Annotated in this window: 20 protein-coding genes; 5 read left to right on the forward strand and 15 right to left on the reverse strand. The window is 35.4% G+C overall.

Going from position 1 to position 20,380, the window contains the following annotated elements; all coding sequences use genetic code 11:
* The first annotated feature begins 164 nt into the window (after nucleotides 1-164).
* The 4 genes from DAHG_RS16045 to DAHG_RS16060 are packed head-to-tail and all read left to right on the forward strand — an operon-like array spanning nucleotide 165 to nucleotide 4,835.
* The gene (locus DAHG_RS16045) at nucleotides 165-1,124 is read left to right on the forward strand and encodes an ABC transporter ATP-binding protein (RefSeq protein WP_022939367.1); all 960 of its coding nucleotides are present in this window, start codon (nucleotides 165-167) and stop codon (nucleotides 1,122-1,124) included.
* Complete coding sequence (locus DAHG_RS16050) at nucleotides 1,121-2,158, forward strand: ABC transporter substrate-binding protein (RefSeq protein ID WP_022939368.1); 1,038 nt, start codon at nucleotides 1,121-1,123, stop codon at nucleotides 2,156-2,158. Before DAHG_RS16045 ends, DAHG_RS16050 begins: the two co-directional genes overlap by 4 nt.
* On the forward strand, nucleotides 2,158-3,810 hold the full coding sequence (locus tag DAHG_RS16055) for an ABC transporter permease (protein WP_022939369.1): 1,653 nt from the start codon (nucleotides 2,158-2,160) through the stop codon (nucleotides 3,808-3,810). The genes DAHG_RS16050 and DAHG_RS16055 overlap by 1 nt, the downstream gene beginning before the upstream one ends.
* The gene (locus tag DAHG_RS16060; protein ID WP_022939370.1) at nucleotides 3,807-4,835 is read left to right on the forward strand and encodes an MBL fold metallo-hydrolase; all 1,029 of its coding nucleotides are present in this window, start codon (nucleotides 3,807-3,809) and stop codon (nucleotides 4,833-4,835) included. Before DAHG_RS16055 ends, DAHG_RS16060 begins: the two co-directional genes overlap by 4 nt.
* A 76-nt stretch (nucleotides 4,836-4,911) precedes the next feature.
* Here the strand turns inward: DAHG_RS16060 and DAHG_RS16065 are convergent, their stop codons facing one another.
* The 15 genes from DAHG_RS16065 to DAHG_RS16135 all read right to left on the reverse strand — a co-directional run bounded on the left by DAHG_RS16065 (nucleotide 4,912) and on the right by DAHG_RS16135 (nucleotide 17,966).
* Nucleotides 4,912-5,694: a BtpA/SgcQ family protein gene (locus DAHG_RS16065; RefSeq protein ID WP_022939371.1), complete on the reverse strand. Its 783-nt coding sequence runs from the start codon at nucleotides 5,692-5,694 to the stop codon at nucleotides 4,912-4,914.
* Between the two features lie 21 nt (nucleotides 5,695-5,715).
* Nucleotides 5,716-6,468 carry an SDR family NAD(P)-dependent oxidoreductase gene (locus DAHG_RS16070; protein ID WP_022939372.1) on the reverse strand — a complete coding sequence of 251 codons (753 nt, stop codon included), beginning with the start codon at nucleotides 6,466-6,468 and terminating at the stop codon, nucleotides 5,716-5,718.
* Nucleotides 6,461-7,282 carry a BtpA/SgcQ family protein gene (locus DAHG_RS20030; RefSeq protein WP_022939373.1) on the reverse strand — a complete coding sequence of 274 codons (822 nt, stop codon included), beginning with the start codon at nucleotides 7,280-7,282 and terminating at the stop codon, nucleotides 6,461-6,463. Before DAHG_RS20030 ends, DAHG_RS16070 begins: the two co-directional genes overlap by 8 nt.
* A 32-nt stretch (nucleotides 7,283-7,314) precedes the next feature.
* Complete coding sequence (locus DAHG_RS16080; protein WP_022939374.1) at nucleotides 7,315-7,689, reverse strand: VOC family protein; 375 nt, start codon at nucleotides 7,687-7,689, stop codon at nucleotides 7,315-7,317.
* A gap of 33 nt (nucleotides 7,690-7,722) precedes the next feature.
* The gene (locus DAHG_RS20995; RefSeq protein ID WP_022939375.1) at nucleotides 7,723-9,327 is read right to left on the reverse strand and encodes a PTS system mannose/fructose/sorbose family transporter subunit IID; all 1,605 of its coding nucleotides are present in this window, start codon (nucleotides 9,325-9,327) and stop codon (nucleotides 7,723-7,725) included.
* 25 nt (nucleotides 9,328-9,352) lie between these two features.
* Nucleotides 9,353-9,829 (reverse strand): PTS system mannose/fructose/N-acetylgalactosamine-transporter subunit IIB, encoded by a 477-nt coding sequence (locus tag DAHG_RS16090; RefSeq protein ID WP_022939376.1) that lies wholly within the window; start codon nucleotides 9,827-9,829, stop codon nucleotides 9,353-9,355.
* A 69-nt stretch (nucleotides 9,830-9,898) separates the two neighbouring features.
* Nucleotides 9,899-10,315, reverse strand: coding sequence for a PTS sugar transporter subunit IIA (locus tag DAHG_RS16095; RefSeq protein WP_022939377.1), 417 nt, complete (start codon nucleotides 10,313-10,315; stop codon nucleotides 9,899-9,901).
* A 104-nt stretch (nucleotides 10,316-10,419) separates the two neighbouring features.
* On the reverse strand, nucleotides 10,420-12,315 hold the full coding sequence (locus DAHG_RS16100) for a BglG family transcription antiterminator (protein ID WP_022939378.1): 1,896 nt from the start codon (nucleotides 12,313-12,315) through the stop codon (nucleotides 10,420-10,422).
* Nucleotides 12,316-12,507: 192 nt separating this feature from the next.
* Nucleotides 12,508-13,122, reverse strand: coding sequence for a R3H domain-containing nucleic acid-binding protein (locus DAHG_RS16105; RefSeq protein WP_022939379.1), 615 nt, complete (start codon nucleotides 13,120-13,122; stop codon nucleotides 12,508-12,510).
* A gap of 11 nt (nucleotides 13,123-13,133) precedes the next feature.
* On the reverse strand, nucleotides 13,134-14,024 hold the full coding sequence (locus DAHG_RS16110; protein ID WP_022939380.1) for a YidC/Oxa1 family membrane protein insertase: 891 nt from the start codon (nucleotides 14,022-14,024) through the stop codon (nucleotides 13,134-13,136).
* Between the two features lie 27 nt (nucleotides 14,025-14,051).
* Complete coding sequence (gene rnpA / locus DAHG_RS16115) at nucleotides 14,052-14,378, reverse strand: ribonuclease P protein component (RefSeq protein WP_022939381.1); 327 nt, start codon at nucleotides 14,376-14,378, stop codon at nucleotides 14,052-14,054.
* A 44-nt stretch (nucleotides 14,379-14,422) separates the two neighbouring features.
* Nucleotides 14,423-14,557 carry a 50S ribosomal protein L34 gene (gene rpmH, locus DAHG_RS16120; protein ID WP_022939382.1) on the reverse strand — a complete coding sequence of 45 codons (135 nt, stop codon included), beginning with the start codon at nucleotides 14,555-14,557 and terminating at the stop codon, nucleotides 14,423-14,425.
* Nucleotides 14,558-14,752: 195 nt separating this feature from the next.
* Entirely contained in the window at nucleotides 14,753-15,502 is a 750-nt protein-coding gene (locus DAHG_RS16125; protein ID WP_022939383.1) for a ChbG/HpnK family deacetylase, read from the reverse strand.
* A 139-nt stretch (nucleotides 15,503-15,641) separates the two neighbouring features.
* Complete coding sequence (locus DAHG_RS16130; protein WP_022939384.1) at nucleotides 15,642-17,048, reverse strand: PTS transporter subunit EIIC; 1,407 nt, start codon at nucleotides 17,046-17,048, stop codon at nucleotides 15,642-15,644.
* Nucleotides 17,049-17,129: 81 nt separating this feature from the next.
* Nucleotides 17,130-17,966 (reverse strand): PRD domain-containing protein, encoded by an 837-nt coding sequence (locus tag DAHG_RS16135; RefSeq protein ID WP_022939385.1) that lies wholly within the window; start codon nucleotides 17,964-17,966, stop codon nucleotides 17,130-17,132.
* A gap of 1,017 nt (nucleotides 17,967-18,983) precedes the next feature.
* On the opposite strand from DAHG_RS16135, the gene dnaA reads away from it, so the two are divergent.
* Nucleotides 18,984-20,345: a chromosomal replication initiator protein DnaA gene (gene dnaA, locus DAHG_RS16150; RefSeq protein WP_022939387.1), complete on the forward strand. Its 1,362-nt coding sequence runs from the start codon at nucleotides 18,984-18,986 to the stop codon at nucleotides 20,343-20,345.
* Nucleotides 20,346-20,380: the final 35 nt, after the last annotated feature.

The raw sequence follows: 20,380 nt of genomic DNA on the forward strand, positions 1-20,380 counted from the left end.
TGAATTATCTGTTAATATTCTGTAAATTTCAAGCATTAACAGCATTATAGATTTTATCTATGGATTTGAATAATGAATTTATTTTTATTAACAATCTTTTAACGAACCATTAACAGAAAGAAAAAGACTCAGTATTATAATGCTTTTGTAATGGAGGAACACCCATGGAAATCAGAATCAGTAATCTATCTAAAAGCTTTGGCAGTAAACAGGTGCTGAAGAATTTGTCACTTACGATCAAGGATCAGCAGTTCACAACTATTCTCGGTCCTTCCGGATGCGGTAAAACCACCTTGCTGAGAATTCTTGCCGGACTTGAAAAGCCTGATGCCGGTGAAATTTATTTCGATGAACAGTGTGTTTATTCTTCGATCCGCAAGCTTTGGGTACCAGCTGAAAAAAGGCATTTGGGATTTGTCTTTCAGGATTTTGCATTATGGCCGCATATGAGTGTTTTTGAGAATGTTGCCTTCGGTTTAAGAGCACAGCATAAGACGCAAAACCTTTCTGAAGATGTTTTATCAGCTTTAAAAACCGTGCAGCTGGAAGGCTATGAGCAACGTTATCCACATGAATTATCCGGCGGTCAGCAACAGCGTGTAGCCTTTGCAAGAGCAATGGTTATCAATCCTGACTGCATTCTTTTTGATGAACCGCTGAGTGCTTTAGATGCTCTGTTACGTGAAAGCATGCGGTTTGAAATCCGCAGAATTGTCAGTGAGCGTAAGATTACATCAATTTTTGTAACTCATGATCAGTTGGAAGCCATGAGTATGAGCGATGAAATTATTGTTATGAATGACGGTGAAATTGCACAGCAGGATACACCGGAAAATCTTTACAATCATCCTCAGAATCACTTTGTTGCCAATTTCATTGGGAAATCAAATTGGCTTAGTAATACGGACATGATACGGCCTGAAAAACTGAGTATTGATGCGGGGGGAAGGCTTGAAATGAAGGTTGCTGCCTGTCAGTTCATGGGCAGCAGCTATGAGGTTCTGCTTGAACATGGTGATCAGCCTTGGATCTTACTGTCTGATTATAAAATGAACATTAATGAGATGATTCGGCTGAACTTAAATGAAAATGCTATTATTCAACTTAGAGGAGAAGAACAATGAAAAAAATCACACGAATTGCAGCTGCCTTTTTAATGGCAGCAAGCTTAACTGCCTGCAGTAAGCCAAATGAAGAAACGGCATTGCAAGACCCAATCAATCAGCAGGAAGAACCACAAAAATTAGAGGGAAAAGTTGTTGTGTACTGTCCTAGTCCAGCTGGCATGGCAGATAAGATTGCGGAAGCCTTTACCGCTAAAACAGGTGTTGATGTTGAAATGTTTCAGGGTACAACCGGCGAAATTTTGGCTCGTTTAGAAGCTGAACAAGCAAATCCGATTGCTGATGTAGTAATCATGGCTTCATGGGCTGACGGCTTAAGCATGAAAAAAGATGAATTGCTGCTTAGTTACACACCTGCAAATGCTGATAAAATGGTTCAGAATTGGATTGATGAGGATGCGATGCTTTATGGAACCAGCGCCTCTGCAGTTGGGGTAATTTATAATACTACCATTGTTTCTGAATTAAATGCAGATTGGCATGAATTAGCTCAAAACTCTGAATATAAAAATGAATTAGCAATTCCTGATCCAGTAAAATCAGGCTCGGTAAAAGATTTCTTATCTGGTTATGTTTATAAATATGGTGATGAAGCATGGCAGAACCTTGAGGGTATGGCTGATAACGGCATGATGATTCCAGGTGCAAATAAAGCTGCTTTAGAAGCCGTAACAACCGGTGAGAAAGGCATCTTAGTTGCTGGGGTAGATTATAATGCATATAGCTCTATGGCTAAAGGTGAACCATTAAACATTTATTATCCAGCAAGCGGTACAGTCATCAATCCCCGTCCGGCGATGATTCTTAAATCAAGTAAAAATGTAGACAATGCGAAAGCTTTTATGGATTTCCTGTTATCTGATGAAGGTCAGCAATTGGTAGTAGATGCTTATCTGCTGCCAGGCCGAGAAGATATCACTACGGATAAACGGACAAATGTTTCAGAAATACCGGTATTTGATCTTGACTGGGAATGGATGATGGACAACTCTGAAGATATCGCCCAGCAATTAATTGATCTCTGCAGTAAGTAATGAAAAGCTTTATCAGAGAATCTAAGCTGCAGCTTTTGCTGCTGATAGCTTTGACTATTCTCATTCTTTGTCCTTTATTGATGATTTTTACCAAAGCGGTCTTTGTCAATGGCCGCTTTGACTTTACCTATGCATTTGAAATCATCTTTAAAAATGAGAATATTCAAACTGTCTTCAACTCACTTTCACTGGCTTTCTGGGTTGTCATTGTTTCATCTTTGATTTCCCTGCCGCTGGCTTTTTTACTTTCTAAAACAGATCTTGGACGGCATCATTGGCTGGATCTAATACTAATGATTCCCTTTATGACACCTCCTTATATCAGTTCAATGGGCTGGATTTTATTTATGCAGAAAAATGGTTTGCTTCAGCAGCTTCTGCCTTCCCTTTCATGGCTGACTGACGCATTTTTCAGTTTCGGCGGTTTAGTGTTGGTTATGAGCCTGCATGTTTTCCCATTTATGCTGTCATTATTAAAAAATGCCATGCTGAATGTACCGGCATCTTTAGATGAAGCAGCCGCTCTCTTTGGCTTAGGCTTTATGGATCGAATTCGTAAGGTTCTGCTGCCCTTAGTTTCCGGTAATTTCGCGATTGGTGCGCTGCTTGTTTTTGTAAAAACGCTCTCTGAATATGGAACACCCGCTACCTTGGGTCAGCGAATCGGGTTCACTGTGTTTACTACTGATATCCACCGTTATTCAACAACCTCTCCAATTGATTTTGGACGTTCCGCCTCACTTTCTGTAATCTTAATTCTGATTTGTCTGCTGCTATGGCGTTCACAGAATAAGATAACAGAAAAGAAAACATACCGGCTCGTTTCTGGCAAGGGCAGCCGAACGGCCATGATAACTCTTAAAGGTAAACAAAAAATCAGCGCATGGCTGTTTATTGGTTTTATTTTATTACTGGCACTTGGCATTCCTTATTTTTCTGTAATTTCCACATCATTCATTAAATTGCGTGGTTATGGTTTAGCCTTAGATAATTTTACTTTCAGTCATTATCTCTCCTTGTTTACCGAGAATACAAAAGCCTTGAAAGCAATTCAGACAACCTTTATGCTTGCATTTAGTTCAGCAATGATTGCATCATTGTTTGGCACTGCCGCGGTTTTAATCATCAGGAAAAAGAATCGCTTAAGCAAAGTTTTAGAAGCTGTCAGCTTGCTGCCTGAAATGCTGCCCAGCATTGTCTTAGTCATCGGCATTATGTTATTTTATAATCAGATTTATACTTGGGTGCCCATTTATAATACTTTGGGAATGATGATCATCGCTTATGTAATTCTCTATCTGCCTTATACGATTCAATATGTTACTTCAGCAATGACACAAATCAGCGATTCACTGATGCAGGCTGGCAAAACCTTTGGCGGATCACCGCTGATGATTTTTAAAAGAATCACATTACCTTTAATTTTTAAGGGAATCCTCAGCGGCTGGATCATGACCTTTATTATTTCACTGCGTGAATTAGTGGCAGCCAGCATGATAGCACCGCCTAGTGTTTTGACAATTTCAACCTTTATTGTTCGTGAATTTGAGCAGGGATCAGTATCCAGCGGTATGGCTATGGCAGTGTTATGTGTGCTATTGACAACTATATCACTGCTGATTCTGAAAATCTTTGAAAGGAAGACAAAATGATAAAGTTATCGGTTGCTGGTGGTATCGGTGAACATGGACGCAATTGTTTCTTAATCAGACAGTCACCGTTTACCTATATTCTTGACTGCGGACTTTCACAAGAGACGTTTGATCCTTACCCCCATCTTGATTCAACAGAAATAAATCAAGCTGACTTTTTGATTATCAGCCATTGTCACAGTGATCATGCCGGTGCTTTTCAATGGCTGAGACAGCAAGGTTTTCAAAAACCTTTGCTATGTACACGGGCTACATATGAATTGTTACATCTTGATTACGATAATACGATATTTATTGATGAGACTTTTCCAAGGATGAAAACATCTCTTTGTTTTCCAGGTCTTGAAATAAAATGGGGACGCAGCGGACATTGTATCGGTTCTATTTGGCTGACATTAGCAACTTCACAATCAAAATTGCTTTATTCAGGCGATTATTATCCTGACTCTCAATTATACTACTGTGATAGTATTGATCAGACAGATGCTGATCTGGCTATTATTGACTGTGCTTATGCAACACAAACATTTACAGCGGCGGATTGGCTGTATCAGTTCAACAAACTGCTTGAAAGATCCAATCATAATCTGCTGATGCCGGTGCCTAAAAATGGCCGTGGTCTTGAGTTAGCTGCTTTAATACTTAATCAAAAACCCGATTTAAAATTAATCCTTGATGAATCATTATTTAAACAATACACTCAGCTTGAACAAAATAAGCTGTGGCTGAAGCCTTATAACCTCAAATCTTCAGATAGCATTCGATCTGTACATCTGATCGGCGACCCGCAGATTCAGCTAGATAAAAGCCGTCAATTGGCTGAATGGTATTTAAAAAACGGTACGATCATCTTAAGCGGCACTTGTTATAAAGACAGTTATGCTGAACAAATCAGCCGCCAGCAGCATGTTCATACGCTCATATATCCAATACACCCTAATTTGACTATGGTTAAAGAATTAATCAAACATAATCATTTTAAGAAAGTTGTGCTGTTTCACAGTCAGGAAATTATTGAAATTTAAACAAGTCAATGCTCAATCATTGACTTTCTTTATTTCAAGAATAAAGCAGCTGACATATAATCAGCTGCTAATAATTTTAATCATATTTTGATCTTACTACCTTCATAAAATTTTCAACTAATGTCAAATCCACATGTTCTCCTTTCTTGAAACCACGGCCAACAATAACAGCATCAGCATATTCCAAATAATTAAGAACATTTTCGCATTTAACTCCAGCACCAATTATAATAGGGAAATCTCCTACTGCTTCACGCATAGCCTTTACTTCATCAATACTGACCCGTTGATTGAAATCATTTTCAGTAATAATTACTGCTGCTGAATCATGATTTTTAGCATTTTGTGCCGCTTCATTAATCGGTATATTTGGCATACCATAAGTCTCTGCCGTATGTACATCGGTAAATAACAATGTATTTGAAGGATAATCCTTCATTATTTTAGCAATTGGTGTTGAACACGCTTCAAGATAACCAAAAGAACCTGCACGATTATCTACGAATGCCTCCAATCTTATAAAATCAGCACCTACAGCATAAGCCATAGCCCATTCCTGACGATATGCATTCATTTCGATATTGATGCCAAACGGAAGATTACAGAAAGCTTTAATTTTTGTTGCAATATTAAGCATTAGAGAATAAGCTTCTAACGGAATTTCCGTACTGTACTGCGGCCAATCACTGAAATTTTCTAATGCAATTGCATCGACACCTCCCTTAATTAAAGTTTTAGCATCTTCAATAGCTCTTAACTCAATCTCATCCTTATTATTCTGATATGCTGCATTACCAGGCAATGGCAATAAATGAACCATTCCAATAATCATTTTCTTTTTAAAAAATTCATTACGCATTTTACTATCCTCCTAGTTTTATTAATCACATAACTTTCCGCCATCAACAACGAGATTCGCACCATTGATATAGCTTGCTGCACCACTGCTTAAAAAATAAACAGCTTCTGCAATCTCGATTGGGTCCGCTGGCCTATTAATTGGACCAATATTAACTGTCTCTGACAATCCCAGCTGCTTATAATTGATTAATGTTTTTTTCATCATATCTGTATCTACCCAACCAGGTGATACAGAATTAGCCCGAATACCACAGCTGCCATATTCATTTGCTATATTTTTAGTCATACCGATTACAGCCCATTTACTTGAACCATATGCAATTTCATAAGTGTAGCCTCTCAACCCTGAGACAGAACCAAAATTAACGATAACTCCTGCTCGCTGATCAATCATAATTGGCAATACATTCTGCATCATTAGAAATGTACCAAATACATTTACATCATATATTTTTTTGAAATTGGAAATTGATGTATCAATTGCTTTTGCATATTCACCACATATACCTGCCGCATTAATCAAAACATCAATGCGCTGATATTGCTGATAAATGTGTCTAAGAATATTTTTAACATCATTTTCATCAGTTATATCCAAAGGATAATAAGCTGCACGATCCAATTTAAAATCCATTGCCTTCATCACATTCTCAAGCTTTTCCTTATTGATGTCTAACAGGATAATATAATAATTCTGATCATAGAACTTTTTAGCTATTTGCGAGCCTATTCCTCCTGAGGCACCTGTGATAATACAATATTTTTCACTCATAATTGACAGCCTCATTTTTATCCATCAGTTTGAGCTTAGACATTAAATTCTTTACTCTCAAAAAATCAATTGGATTTAGAACTTTTCCCTCTTTTTTAAAACTGCTGCCTATGATTGCTCCATCTGCTTCACTCATAAAAGTTTGAATTGTATTTTCATTTACGCCGCTACCAATTAAAACAGGAACTGAACCAGCTAAACGTTTCATTGCCTTTACATCATCTAAGTCTGGACTTTTACCAGTAGTTATACCTGTACAGATCAATGCATCTGCACCGCCTTCAATTATTGACTCTACAGTAAAGTCTAAAGGTTGATCTACTATTGGAAATGTATGCTTAACATGGACATCAGCAAGTAATGCGATCTCCTTTGGAAACCTTCCTTTTAAACGCATTAACTGCGGACCACAGGCATTACATACACCATTAGGCCCCATACGGTTTTCTGCAAACACTTCAACTCTTATAAAATCGAAATCACCACTATATGCAATTGCCCATTCAGCTTCAAAATCATTGAATTGTACATTTATACCCATTGGTAATTTACATTGTTCCCGCAATTTGACAGCAATAGCTGAAAAAGCAATTGTAGTTAATAATTCATTTTGTGTTGGATAAGGAATATCGCCGAAATTTTCAATAAGCACAGCATTAGCACCACCTTGAATTAAAGCATTTAAATCTTCACAAGCTGCTTCATAGATATTTTTCATATCCCCCATATAAAGCGGAGAGCCAGGCAGCGGTTTTAAATGAATCATGCCAATAATTGGCTTTTCATTACCAAACACTTTATGATATACACTCATAATTGATCAACACCTTCTTTCTGAATCATTCATCAGGCACTTACTTCCAATATATTATCCTCGAAAGTGATAGCACGAACTTCTTTACCACCTACTGTTGCTGGCTCATAAAGTATTTCATAACCTGAAGCCTTGAATTTAGTGATTACCTCATTCAGCTTCTCTAAACTATCTACTTTCAAACAAATATGAATTAATCCTGCCTGATTTCGATCTTTTTTTATATCTACAATCTCTGGTTTATTCATTAACTCTAATTTAGGTCCTTCATCGAATTTTAAAATATAGGATTTAAATCCATTGTCCTCTTCATAAATATCATGTATTTGAGCATCGAAAGTGGTCATAAAGAATTCCTTTGCTCCCTCTAAATCATTTACATACATACCCACGTTACTGATTTTCATATCACTAGCTCCTAACTATATTAATTTTTTTACTTATGCTATCAGACCAAGAATTCCCAAAACAAAACCTAAACCCATGGTCGCAAATGTAATTGTCGAACTTTTAACACCTTTTTTAGCTGCAAAATATACTCCAAGTGTCAGCAGCAAAGGCATAAGGTTAGGTACAATTGCGTCGAATACGCCAGTCTGCAGATTAAATATTTCCACTTCATTTTGGACCATGACAATATTCCAATTGAATGAAACATAATTACAGATTAATGCACCTGCTACCGCGCAGCCAAGAATACCAGCTATTTCTATAACCTTATTAAATAAACCGCTCTCCATGAGCCTTAAAACAGTTTCACCACCGCTTTTATAACCAATAAACAGCATCCAATAACCAACACCATAAAATATAGATAAGAAAATTATTGTATATGCGATTGGTGCCCAAACAGCCCCCTGTGTTGCTAAATTTATAAAGATAACAGCTAATACAGGAATTAATACTACCTGTGATAATGTATCTCCTATACCTGCACATGGTCCCATTAAACCTGATTTTAATGAAACAAAAGCTTCATCAGGAATATCTGCTCCTAATTTCTTTTGTTCCTCCATCGATGTACATATACCAAGAATCATGCCGCCGAAATCATGATCTGTGTTAAAAAACATTGAATGACGTTTCATAGCTGCTATCAAACCAGCCTTATCATTCTTATAAATTTTATTTAATACTGGTACCATTGCAGTACAGAAACCGATCCCCTGCATACGTTCATAGTTATAGCAAGACTCATTATAATATTGCCAACGCAGCCAAGCATGAACTAACTCTTTCTTATTAATAATTTTATATGTATTTTCATTAGTATCGCTCACCTCTTTAAAAGCAGCAAAATCTGTGGCTGTAAAGCCTACTACCACGATTGCAACGATACCAAAAATAAGTGATACAGCAATTGTATTTAAGCCTAAAAAGCTAGTTGCTAAAAAGCCTAAGAACAGAAACCACTTTGCTCTGCCTTCAAAAATTGTCAACAACATCAGTCCTATACCAACAGCAGGTAATAAACCACCCATAACACTTAAAGCATCAAGCACTGGTCCGCTTAATGATTCAGAAATAGAAACTACTGCACTTGAACCAAAATATAGAATCACGTAGATTGCAACAAATCGAATAATCCATTTAATTGCATAAGGAATATATACATTGACAAACATTAAATGATTAGATTTACCCTCACTGATCCATTTATCAGCTAATGTTACAAAAAAGCATTGTCCAGTCATCGTAAGAACATTCAAAACTGAACCAAACAAACCTAAAGGAACAGCTAACGCCAAGGCAGCATTGATATCCAAGCCGCCAATTAATGCAAAGGAAGTTCCAAGTATACCAGCCATTCCTGAATCAGCAGGCAGTGAACCACCCGCAGAAATAATTCCTAAATACATAATATTAATCGTTGCGCCAATGATTGTACCCTGTACTGGATTTCCCAAAATCATACCAATAATAAGACCGGATACCATTGGACGATTAATAGTTGCCCATGTTCCCATTGAACCAAAAGGCCATGCAGTTTCAGCTAAACAATAATATAGAGCAATCAAACAAATCTGTATAATACTTACTTCCATACTAATCTCCTTTCTAATCTATCGATTATAGAAGCCCCTTAATATTTTCTTTTAAATCGGCAGGTATCATTTGACAATAAATAGACACCCCGCAATTAATAATTTCTCTCATATCCTGAATTTCTTCAGGACTTGCTGAAATATTTCTGCTGAACATCTTTCTTCCTTCTGCTCCGCCCATATTACCTAATATAATTTCATGTAAAATCACACCCTCTTTAATAATCTGAAGCAATGGTTTCGGTACCTTTGTAATAATAAAAATTTTTTCACCAGGTTCAGATGCTTCCTTCAAATATACGGCTGCATCAGTATGTGTCATTACATAAACTTTTAACTCTTTAGGTGCGGCTGCCAGTAAAACACGTTTTAAGAAAGTGTTAGAAGCTGAGGCATCATCAATAATCAGCACTACATTAGCACTGCTTACTTTCAGCCATGATGTCATTACCTGACCATGAATTAATCTTTCATCAATTCGTGTTAATACAATATTCCTCATTTATAAACCTCCTTTCTTTTAAATTATCATTTCTATTTGCGCCCCTTAGAAATGAAATTTCCTAATTAATTACAATTCCAATGCTTTTCTCACATTAATGATTGAAGCAGGACCTTTATGCTCTATTAACTCGCACATTTCTTTTAAAGACAGGCTATTACTGTTAGCAATAACTTCCATTAGAATTGCTAAATTAACACCGCTAAAACATTCAATACAAGAATAATCATCACTTAATTCATTAAGTACACACGCTGTCATATTAAATGGTGAGCCACCATAAATATCCAGAAAAATTAATAATCCGTCCTTTGTATATTGCTTTTTTATTAGTGAAGCGATGCTATTTTTAAGTGAATCAATAGCTTCATTTGGATACAAACCTATCGTAAAAATATTTTCTACATCATTGCCGAAAAACATTCTCAAAGTTTCTTTAAATGCTTCAGCCAATGGTCCATGTGTAATAATTACATACTTAACCATGCATACGCCAACCTTTCTACTCGTTAATCGAGATTACTTCATGTTTATCTGATATAGTTATATCATCGTTTCTTCATAGCAAATTCCAACCATTTGCAGTAAGCTTACTGCATCTTCTGCAATTCATCTAATACAATTCTAAATTCATTACTATTTCTGGCTTTTATCATCTTTTTAACTAAATTTTCATCACTAATTAAATTTGACAGATAATACCATAGCTGTAATGCTCTTGCATTATTCTTTTCAATACAAACCAAAAGGATCATTCTAACATTATGATTATCTTGCCATACAATTGGTTTCTTTAAGATAGCTAAAGCAATAAAAGTATCATTGCTGATCATTTGCTCAGGATGAGGTATAGCAACAAAATTTCCATAATAAGTTCCCCCAATTTCTTCCCTTCTCATTACCTGTTCATTTAAATTCTTCAATGCATATTTTCTTTCCGCTTTTAGGCATAATAATTGTATGATTTCTGTTTTATCTTCTGCATTGCCAAAATACATCAATTCATCATCGAAATAATTTTTTAACTGACTAACATCATTGATACCATTCAAAGCAAGCTCAATACGTAAATAATCTTTTTCATCAAGGAAGTAGTTGATATGAATTGCTTGTATAGTATCGTTTACTACTTGCTCTTCAGTAGTAAAAATAACATCATAATCTGTTAAATTAATATCAGAAAATCGATAGGAAGGCGTAATTGATAAATCCTGAATCTGTTGGCGAAAACGACGGTAAATCTGTTGAGTTAATAGCAATGTTTCACTTTTGCGATTCGGGCAAATTAATAACACACGCTTTGGTTCTGCCATTTTCTTATCTTGTTCCATACACAAATTAATATGAATTGCCAAATAAGCAGTTTCATCATCAAGTGCTTTATACCCATATGATTCATAGATTCCCATCATGATGCTTGCAGCGATATCATAAGCAAGCGGATAGTTCTGCTTTACATTTAAAGTAATTGAATTTGTCAACTGCATGTGATACTGCATCCTTTTAAGCATAGGAGCTATATGTAAAGCTAAAGCGATTCTAAAATTCAAATCACATGTGAAATCTAGATTATATTCGTGATTTATTTTTATTAGTTCTTCTAAAATAAAATCATTCAGTTCCTGAGATATTACATCATCTTCATCATAATTTTTTTTACCTAGTAGATTAATTGACAATAAGTAAATTTCAGATTTTTTAAGTGGAAAACCAAATTTTTTAGATAGTCGTGTCAATATATCCAGTGCTATCAAATATTCTGTTCCATCCTCTTTTATCTCTTCTATTTCTTCATCATTTACAAAACTGCCTTGAATCATCCGTTGTACTGAAAGTTCAACATGAATAATCAAACTTTGAAAAATTACATCTGATACTATATACCTATGTGAATTTAAGACTTCTTCTACGATGATTGTAATTTCTTTATTGAAATTTTGTTGTGTTATTTGATTCATTGATTGAAACTGGATATTTTCCTTCAGGATTAGAATTCGCTTATTAAGTTCGCTGCCTCTTATTTGTAATCCTGAATGTGGATTATAGAATAGCTCAAGATGATATTCCTTTAGTAATTGTTTAACATTCTTTAGATCAGCTGATAGTGCTGATTTAGATATATATAATTCATTCTGCAGTTGTGTCTGTGTAAGAAAACTCTTTTTTGTTGTGAATAAGCGCATAATTATATAGTGATTTCTTGATAATGGATCATCAAAATGAAATTTTTGATAGTAATTGTTAAATAAATTATTCATATAAATTTGAAATTTTTCTTTATTTATTATCTGTAAACAATACCCTTTAGAACTTATTGCTTTTATTGTTGCATAATGATTGTCTAATTCAGTTTTTAAATATGATATATCCTGATAAATTGTTCTTAAACTCACATGAAAATAATCAGCAAGCTCATCAGCAGTCTGATATCCATCATCTTTTTCACTAAGCTTCATTAACAATTCAATTTGACGTTTAGTAATCATAAAATACTCCTTTCTAAGGTCATCCTAATCATAATCTATTATAAGATGATGGGTTTCAGGTAATTTTTTCCTTTTACAGGAAGCTTACTGAAATTTATAATTTCTGATTTTCTTATCGCTTTTCATAAAAAAAAGTGATCCTATACAGAATAAAATCTGTTGAATCACTGTTTTACTTTAAAATTTTAATACTTATCTTTTATTAGCATCATAAACAATCTTTAAGCGGCGGTCCTTGCCTTCCCCTTCACTGATTGTTCTGATTCTTGGCATATTAGCCAGATATGTATGAATTGCTTTACGCTCATCATTTGGCATTGGATCTAAAACTGCATCAACCTTTGTTTTCTGCACTGTCTTGGCAATTCGCAATGCAGCGGAACATTCCTTGACATATTTATTTTCCTTATAGCCATTAATATCTGTTAATACCATAACCTTCTTTTTAAATTCACTAGATGCCGCAGCCTTCACAACGGTATTGATATCCTGCAGTGTCTGACCATTTTTACCAATCAGAATTGCATTGTTTTCAGCATTTAACTGTACCTTATACTGATAATCATCCTTAACGCATTCTACTTCAACTTCCATATGAATACCCTTGAAATAGTTATCAAGATAATTAATGATGAACTGACGAATATCATTGTCGCAGTATGCACTAACCGTTACCTTGCTGCCTATACCGAAAATACCCGCTTTTTCTTCAACCACTGTATAAGTAAGTTCATCAACCGTACAGCCCTTTTTATCAGCCGCGATTTTTAAAGCTTCCTCTAGATTCTTTCCTGTATAAGTATCCATGTTTTTTACTCCTAGTCCTTAATAAAGAACGTATTAATTACGATATTTTGAATAATTCTCGCTACTGATGAAACTAACCAGTAGAATGACATACCCAATGGCCATGACAATGAGATAAACGCGATCATACCAACAGATACATAAGTCATCATATTCATTGAACCAGCCATACCGCCGGCAGGCTGTTCATTCGCATAAGCCTTAATCTTCTTACCTGATTTCTTTTTCTTCCATTCTGCCAGCCACATTGGGAATTTCATACTCAAGAACTGCATTACAACCATTAATGCAAAGATAACAAAATAAGAAATCTGTCCAGCTTTCATACCAGTTAATGGTGTCTGTGTTAAATCAATTCCCATAAAGCTTCCGTTAATAACTGCTTCAGCTCTCATAACTGCCTGATAAACTGCAAGAATAACTGGCAGCTGTACAAGCATAACTAAAATCGAACTGAATGGATTAATTTGATACTTAGAATATAATGCCTGCATTTCCTGAGCCATCATCATCTTAGAGCGCTCATCTGTCTTGCCTTCATATTTCTTTTGAATCTTATTCAACTCTGGCTGAATCATCTGCATACGCTGTGTCGCAACCTGACTCTTGATTGAGAACGCCGCAATAACAATATTAATTAAGAATGTAACTACGATAATTGCGATACCCGCATCGGTTTTATCACCAATTAAGTTGATAAGCTGTGCAACTGGCCATACAAAGATACCTGTGAACCATCCCTCATCAAAAGATGCCTTCCATGTAGTGCTTAAAGATATAATCTTATCTACTGCTACACGGCCTGTCTCTTTATCAATGTAATTTGAACAGCCTGCTAATAATACTACCAAAAACACACTTAGCAGTATTAGTTTCTTTTTGTCCTTAAAAAATCTTTTCATTTAATTTTCTCCTCGCATTAGTCTTTCTTATATTTTAACTTTTTTAAGCAGCGTTTCCAAGTAGTTTTTATTAGTATTGTAACTTTCTTCGTTAAAATGGGGTCTAACAAGCACTATTGCATCAAAACTGCCGTCAAAATCAAAACATTCCTGAAGCATCATACGCAATTGCCGCTTGACTTTATTGCGCTGGACTGCACCACCAATTTTTTTCCCTACGGATATGCCAACACGGGCATGGGTTTCATTTTTAGGCTTCACATAAAGAGTTAAAGAGGGAGAAGCATAGAAACGTTTAAATTGCAGTATCTTTTGGAATTCTTCATTTTTTCTGATTCTAAACTCTTTCTTCATCGATAACCTCCACTAACACAAAAAAATCACCGGACGGTGATTTTTTATGCCGATAACACTTTTCTGCCTTTGCTACGACGGCGAGCTAATACGTTACGCCCTCCTACCGTTGCCATACGGGCTCTGAAACCGTGGGTTTTTTGGTGTTTTCTTTTGCTCGGTTGATATGTTCTTTTCATAGAGCCACCTCCACTTCTTTATTTAATTTTTACAAATAGAACATTGCTATTTGATTATACACTACCATATAAATTCCGTCAACTTAATTCTTTAAAAGCAAGGTGTTTATGAGGTAAAAACACACCATAAGTTATAAAAATTTCCATAAATTTTCATATTTGATGTCCATAAAGATAACTCAATATCATAATTTTTTATAAATCACTATAAGTCACCATTTCAATATTCTGCTTTGCCAGCCATGCTTTTACTTCAGGATCACATGCCATTTCTACCTCTAAGGTTCTAGGTATGGTTAAGGATGAGGTTTTAAGAATATACGCATCTAAATAACCAGGATGACAAATAAGTACATCACAGGCATCTTCATGAGCATTCAATACCATCTTTTTTAATGTTTTTATAGGATCATACTCAGGCAGCATACTTTCCATCCACATATAAACCTTATGGCAGCCCACTAAATGCGGTTCAGCTTCTGATGGCATCCCTGAATATTTTAAATCATACTTAGCAGCAACTATTTTAAGTCCCTTTATAAAATTATCACTGGATACCGCATGACCTTCAAAATATTGTGGTTTTCTTCCTGTCAGCTTTATAAATTGATGATATTGAGCTTCTATTTCTATGATTACTTCATCAAGATTAACAAAATCCTCCTTGGCGCTGCGATATTCTCTTGATGATTTAAATTCACCATTTTCATTTGTAATACTCGGTATCAATTTAGGATCACTCAGCGGCTTGCCGATGCAGATATTGGTATGCTGACCATAACATACATCAATATCCGCTAACAGCTTTAGACCTTGTTCAGCTGCCGGCATATTCGTCATTATTCCCACTGACTTAATAATTCCTTCGCGTACACTTTTCGCAATGCCATAATTAATGCCTTCACTGTATCCGAGATCATCAGCTCTTATTAATATCTTTTTCATTTTTTATCCTGTCTCCCCTATAAATGTCATTCTCTAACTTTTGATAGTTGGTTTACCCTATCAAATCTTATACATTGATCAGACAATCGCTTGCAGTATTTCTTAAATTTATATACTTGATATTTTATCATGCATATTACTATTCATTAACTACCGGATTATTTTTATCATAGCCTACAAAATATGTTACAACAGCCGCTGTCAAAAATGCAATTGCACAGCTAATAACACCATGTACCATATTGATCGTTGGTCCACCGGCAAAGGCTGTCAGACCAATAAAACTAGCTACCGGTACCATTGCATAACATGTAACATGCATAATACCGGCATATAAACCACCCGCAAAGCCACCGGCTATCAAACCAATGAATGGCCGTTTAAACTTTATACCATTGCCATATAAGCCAGGTTCAGTAACACCACCGATGATTGAGGCAATAAAATAACCAAGCGTTAATGATTTCTCATCCTTGTCTTTAATTCTAAAGAAGGAACCAATCAGCATTCCAGCAACCGCAATTGACGCGATGCAGCCACCTACTGAAACTAAACTTTCTTGACCCGCCTGTGCAAATACCATAACCAGAGAAGTAATGAAAACGACATGCATACCGCTCATTACTAAGAATTCCCAGAATGCGGCAATCAAAGCAACCGCAAGGAATCCCACATATGGAATCTTATCTAAGCCTAAAAGGAAATCACAAATATAATTACCTGCGATAGATCCAATAGGACCTAACACACATAAGCTGATTGGCAGCATAACAATAATACTTAAAAATGGTACAAAAATGGTTTTAAGTGACTGTGGAAGTATGCTTTTAAAGAACGCTTCAACATAGCTCATCACCCAAATAGATAAAATAATTGGCAGCAGTGTTGAGGCATAGTTTTGTACATTGCAGGTAATTCCAAATATAGTAAATGAAGTACCGGCCACCGCCATGGAGGTGAAGGTTGGATGCATCATGATACAACCTAAGAACATGCCGATTACCGGTGTAACATTAAATTTCTTAGAAGCTGTATAACCTAATACTATCGGAAAGAAATAAAAACCAGCATCGCCGACAAAAGTGAACAAAGTATATAAATCATCTGTCTCCCTGAGAATATTCAGCATTGTCGGACCAAGGACAGCAACTAACATTTTAAACATTGAGGCTGCCATCATCAAAGGAATCAACGGCACAATACAGCCAGCCAAAGCCTCCATTATATTGCTGCCAACACCTTTTAAAGTCAATTTTTGTTTTACTTTTGGTTCATCATCAATAACCTTATTCATTTCAAAATGTCCAAGTTCACAGACTTCTTTATATACATGTTCAACGGTCTGCCCGATAATTACCTGAAACTGACCACTGGAAAATTGACACCCCAGCACACCTTCAATCTTTTTAATATTCTCTTGATTCACCTTACTTTGATCCTTTAAATTAAAACGCAGTCTAGTCATACAATGCGCTACAAAAGTAACATTTTCTTTACCGCCAATCTCATTCAATATTTCACTGGCTATTTGTTCATATTTTTTCATAATTTGCTCCTTTTTCATAAAAATACCCTTAACTCAAAAACCACATGATTTTCATGTAATTTCTGCGCTAAGGGTGATGCTCTATCGGTGACAATCCGCTCTTGCACATAATCGATTAATATGTAACATTAAATATAATAATTCTTCATCATTTAACGTCCAATTCATTTCATTCATTAAATAATCCCTAATATTCAGAACACATTCATAGGTTTTAGGATATTGCTCTTTAACATATACAAACATTGTTCTGTTTTCACTGGATATACTGTCCGCTTTATCCTGTCGTTTCAATAAATACAATAAATGAGAAACAAATCTTGAATAATTGAAACTATTTCTATCAATATGAATTTGAAAATATGCGCCAATCATTTCAATAATTTCCTCAATTACTTCATCGCTGTTTGGCATTTGACGTGAAATAGATGAAATTGTTTCTGCATTAACAAAATGCATTGCGATATTACAGGCTTCACCTTTAGGTAATTTAACTTTCATTGACTGCTGGATCATTTTTACCGCTGTCTCTCCTAAATTAAATTCCGTTTCATATAAGTGCTGAATATCATTATACAAAGGTGTTTGAATATGAATATTCTTTTTAATTCGTTCAATTGCAAAATTGATATGATCAGCAAGTGTAAAAACCACATTAGGACTTAATTCTGATTCAATCTTAAGACGGGCAATATCAACAATTCTGGCAGCTACCTCCAAAACCTCAACGGATATTTCATTCAGCAAATTATAATACATCGGATCGACATCATAAAATGTTCGCTGAATAGTATCGAGATTTTCAATTTCATAAGGACACTGTTTAAATCCTATACCGGTACCTACCGCGATTAACTCCCGATGATGATCATCAACACATAATGCGATATTGTTATTTATTTTCTTCATAACCTTCATCGGACATCACCTTCCCTTTTTCTGAAGTTCCATCAACAGAATTTCTATGTTCATCCCTTCTTTCTTAATTTTATCATAAAATTTTTTTCAGAAACAAATAAAAACTCTTCAAGCTGTACTTCACCCAAGATATTTGTTTCTTGATGGTGATGCCTCCCGAAGAGTGACAATCCTTTATTACTTTTTCATTCTAGCAAACGCTTACATCAATGTCAATAGCAGTTTTGATAGGATTTAGCAATATTATCACAGAAAATGCATGAGCTATCTTTAATGTAAGGAAGTATTGCATGACCCTTTCATTGCTTAAATTTGAAGCAGAAAAAGCTGGCATCAACTTTTCCACCGTCCTTCAAGCAGCGCTGAATATAAATTAAAAATAACAGGAAAATAATTAGATAGTAGATGAGCGGCAGTGTTGCTGTCATTTTTTTGAATGAAACAATGAAGGACAGCTACCGCGATATTATGCTGTTATTTGACTGGCTGCATGAACAATTCCACATAACATGAATCAATTCTCTGATAAATACTGCGATTTTCTGTCTTTTTTTGATCAAATTTATGCATGTTTTCCACCTTTTGCGCAAAGTTTCCACAATCTTACTTAAAATGACACGTTAAAAGGGGATAAAGTATTTTTACACAACTGTGGAAAACCTTTATCAATAGTTTTACACATGCTTATCCGCAATCAAATTCACCATGTTTTCAACCGTATGTGGAAAACGTTGATATCCACACTAAACACTTATATAATGGGCTTTTTTTATGTTGATAACTTATGGAAAAGAAATCTGAAGGCATAAAGTTATCCACGTTTTCCACAATTTACTTTATCCACAAAAGTTTATCAACAGCTTTTCCACATCATAAAGTTGTGGAAAACTTAATAAATGCCAATGCTTAACAGCTATTTGAAGTTTTTCCTGTGGAAAACTTTTTTCGGCCCGATTTAACAATAGTATTTTGAGTTGAATTATAGTAAAATTGTCTATAAATAAAGGGGTTATGCTAATGTCTACGTATGTTAAGAACAACTTAAATTCAATATGGAACCAAACATTAACACTCATCGAAGAAAGCGATTATTTTGATTCAGCTACTTTTAACGCGTTTATTGTTAATTCCACACTCTATGATATAATTGATGATTTAGCGATTATTTTAGTCCCATCAGTCATCAATAAAAAAGTTTTTGAAAGTGTTGAATGTTTGTCATTTGTTCAGCAAAAACTAAGCGAAGTCATGGATCAAACCATGCAGTGCGAAGTAAGATTAAAAAAAGATATCGATGCTGCTAACGCGAATCAGCCGGCACCTAAAAAAGAGGTCATTCTTGAGGATAAGCTGCTTGATAAATATACCTTTGATAACTTCATTGTTGGTCAAAGCAACCGGGAAAGTCATGCTGCCGCTTTATCATGCGCCATGACACCTGGAAAATTTTTCAATCCATTATTTATATTCGGTAATTCCGGTCTAGGTAAAACACATCTGCTGCATGCGATCGGCAATTATGTAAAACAAAATCAGCCGGATAAAAAAGTATTATATATTTACAGTGAAGATTTTATAACGCTGGTCGTTAACTCTATCAAAGATAAAACGATTGAAGAAGTAAAAGAAGCAATCTGTAATGTGGATTATCTGTTAATTGATGATATTCAGCGGCTTGCGCAATGGGGCCGCAGTCAGGAAATATTCTTTAATCTTTACAATAAACTGATCAGTAATGATAAACAGGTAATTATCACCAGTGATATTCATCCATCTGAGCTTAAAGGAATTGAAACACGCTTAATTTCACGCTTTTCTTCTGGTTTATCGGTAGGCATTGACTCACCGGAATTTGAAACTGCCTATGCTATTCTTGAAAAGAAGCTGGAGGGCAGGCAGGAAGAGGTGCTGGTACAAAGAGAAGTGCTTGAATACATAGCCAATCGTTTTTCTGCTGATGTAAGAAGTCTTGAAGGAGCTTTAAATAACCTTATTTTTAAAGCCATCCTCTTTAATCCTGAAATTATCGATTTAAAATTTGCGGTGGAAGTATTTAAAGAAAATCCAGCAGTTGTAAATCAGGATGATACATTGTCGGTGATGAGGATTAAAAAGGCTGTTTGTGAATTTTATGGACTTACCCGCCAACAAATCGAATCAAAATCAAGAACCAAGAGTATATCCAACGCCCGTCATATTGCTATTTATTTATGCCGCAAGCATATGGATCTGCCATTCTCTAAAATCGGTGCTGAATTCGGCGGCCGAGATCATTCTACAATCATGTCTTCCTATGATAAGATGACAAAATCGATCAAACAGAATGATATGACGGCTCAGGCGGTAGGCAAGATTGAAAGCAAGCTTGGTATTTCTTAACTTTTTCCACGATTATAAACTATCATTCCACATCA

The sequence above is a fragment of the Dielma fastidiosa genome, assembly GCF_000313565.1.
GTDB lineage: Bacteria > Bacillota_I > Bacilli_A > Erysipelotrichales > Erysipelotrichaceae > Dielma > Dielma fastidiosa.

Excerpts from the sequence above, each read along its gene's own strand:
- DAHG_RS16045 (WP_022939367.1), top strand. The coding sequence starts at position 165 with ATGGAAATCAGAATCAGTAATCTATCTAAAAGCTTTGGCAGTAAACAG.
- DAHG_RS16050 (WP_022939368.1), top strand. The coding sequence starts at position 1,121 with ATGAAAAAAATCACACGAATTGCAGCTGCCTTTTTAATGGCAGCAAGC.
- DAHG_RS16055 (WP_022939369.1), top strand. The coding sequence starts at position 2,158 with ATGAAAAGCTTTATCAGAGAATCTAAGCTGCAGCTTTTGCTGCTGATA.
- DAHG_RS16060 (WP_022939370.1), top strand. The coding sequence starts at position 3,807 with ATGATAAAGTTATCGGTTGCTGGTGGTATCGGTGAACATGGACGCAAT.
- DAHG_RS16065 (WP_022939371.1), bottom strand. The coding sequence starts at position 5,694 with ATGCGTAATGAATTTTTTAAAAAGAAAATGATTATTGGAATGGTTCAT.
- DAHG_RS16070 (WP_022939372.1), bottom strand. The coding sequence starts at position 6,468 with ATGAGTGAAAAATATTGTATTATCACAGGTGCCTCAGGAGGAATAGGC.
- DAHG_RS20030 (WP_022939373.1), bottom strand. The coding sequence starts at position 7,282 with ATGAGTGTATATCATAAAGTGTTTGGTAATGAAAAGCCAATTATTGGC.
- DAHG_RS16080 (WP_022939374.1), bottom strand. The coding sequence starts at position 7,689 with ATGAAAATCAGTAACGTGGGTATGTATGTAAATGATTTAGAGGGAGCA.
- DAHG_RS20995 (WP_022939375.1), bottom strand. The coding sequence starts at position 9,327 with ATGGAAGTAAGTATTATACAGATTTGTTTGATTGCTCTATATTATTGT.
- DAHG_RS16090 (WP_022939376.1), bottom strand. The coding sequence starts at position 9,829 with ATGAGGAATATTGTATTAACACGAATTGATGAAAGATTAATTCATGGT.
- DAHG_RS16095 (WP_022939377.1), bottom strand. The coding sequence starts at position 10,315 with ATGGTTAAGTATGTAATTATTACACATGGACCATTGGCTGAAGCATTT.
- DAHG_RS16100 (WP_022939378.1), bottom strand. The coding sequence starts at position 12,315 with ATGATTACTAAACGTCAAATTGAATTGTTAATGAAGCTTAGTGAAAAA.
- DAHG_RS16105 (WP_022939379.1), bottom strand. The coding sequence starts at position 13,122 with ATGGATACTTATACAGGAAAGAATCTAGAGGAAGCTTTAAAAATCGCG.
- DAHG_RS16110 (WP_022939380.1), bottom strand. The coding sequence starts at position 14,024 with ATGAAAAGATTTTTTAAGGACAAAAAGAAACTAATACTGCTAAGTGTG.
- rnpA (WP_022939381.1), bottom strand. The coding sequence starts at position 14,378 with ATGAAGAAAGAGTTTAGAATCAGAAAAAATGAAGAATTCCAAAAGATA.
- rpmH (WP_022939382.1), bottom strand. The coding sequence starts at position 14,557 with ATGAAAAGAACATATCAACCGAGCAAAAGAAAACACCAAAAAACCCAC.
- DAHG_RS16125 (WP_022939383.1), bottom strand. The coding sequence starts at position 15,502 with ATGAAAAAGATATTAATAAGAGCTGATGATCTCGGATACAGTGAAGGC.
- DAHG_RS16130 (WP_022939384.1), bottom strand. The coding sequence starts at position 17,048 with ATGAAAAAATATGAACAAATAGCCAGTGAAATATTGAATGAGATTGGC.
- DAHG_RS16135 (WP_022939385.1), bottom strand. The coding sequence starts at position 17,966 with ATGAAGGTTATGAAGAAAATAAATAACAATATCGCATTATGTGTTGAT.
- dnaA (WP_022939387.1), top strand. The coding sequence starts at position 18,984 with ATGTCTACGTATGTTAAGAACAACTTAAATTCAATATGGAACCAAACA.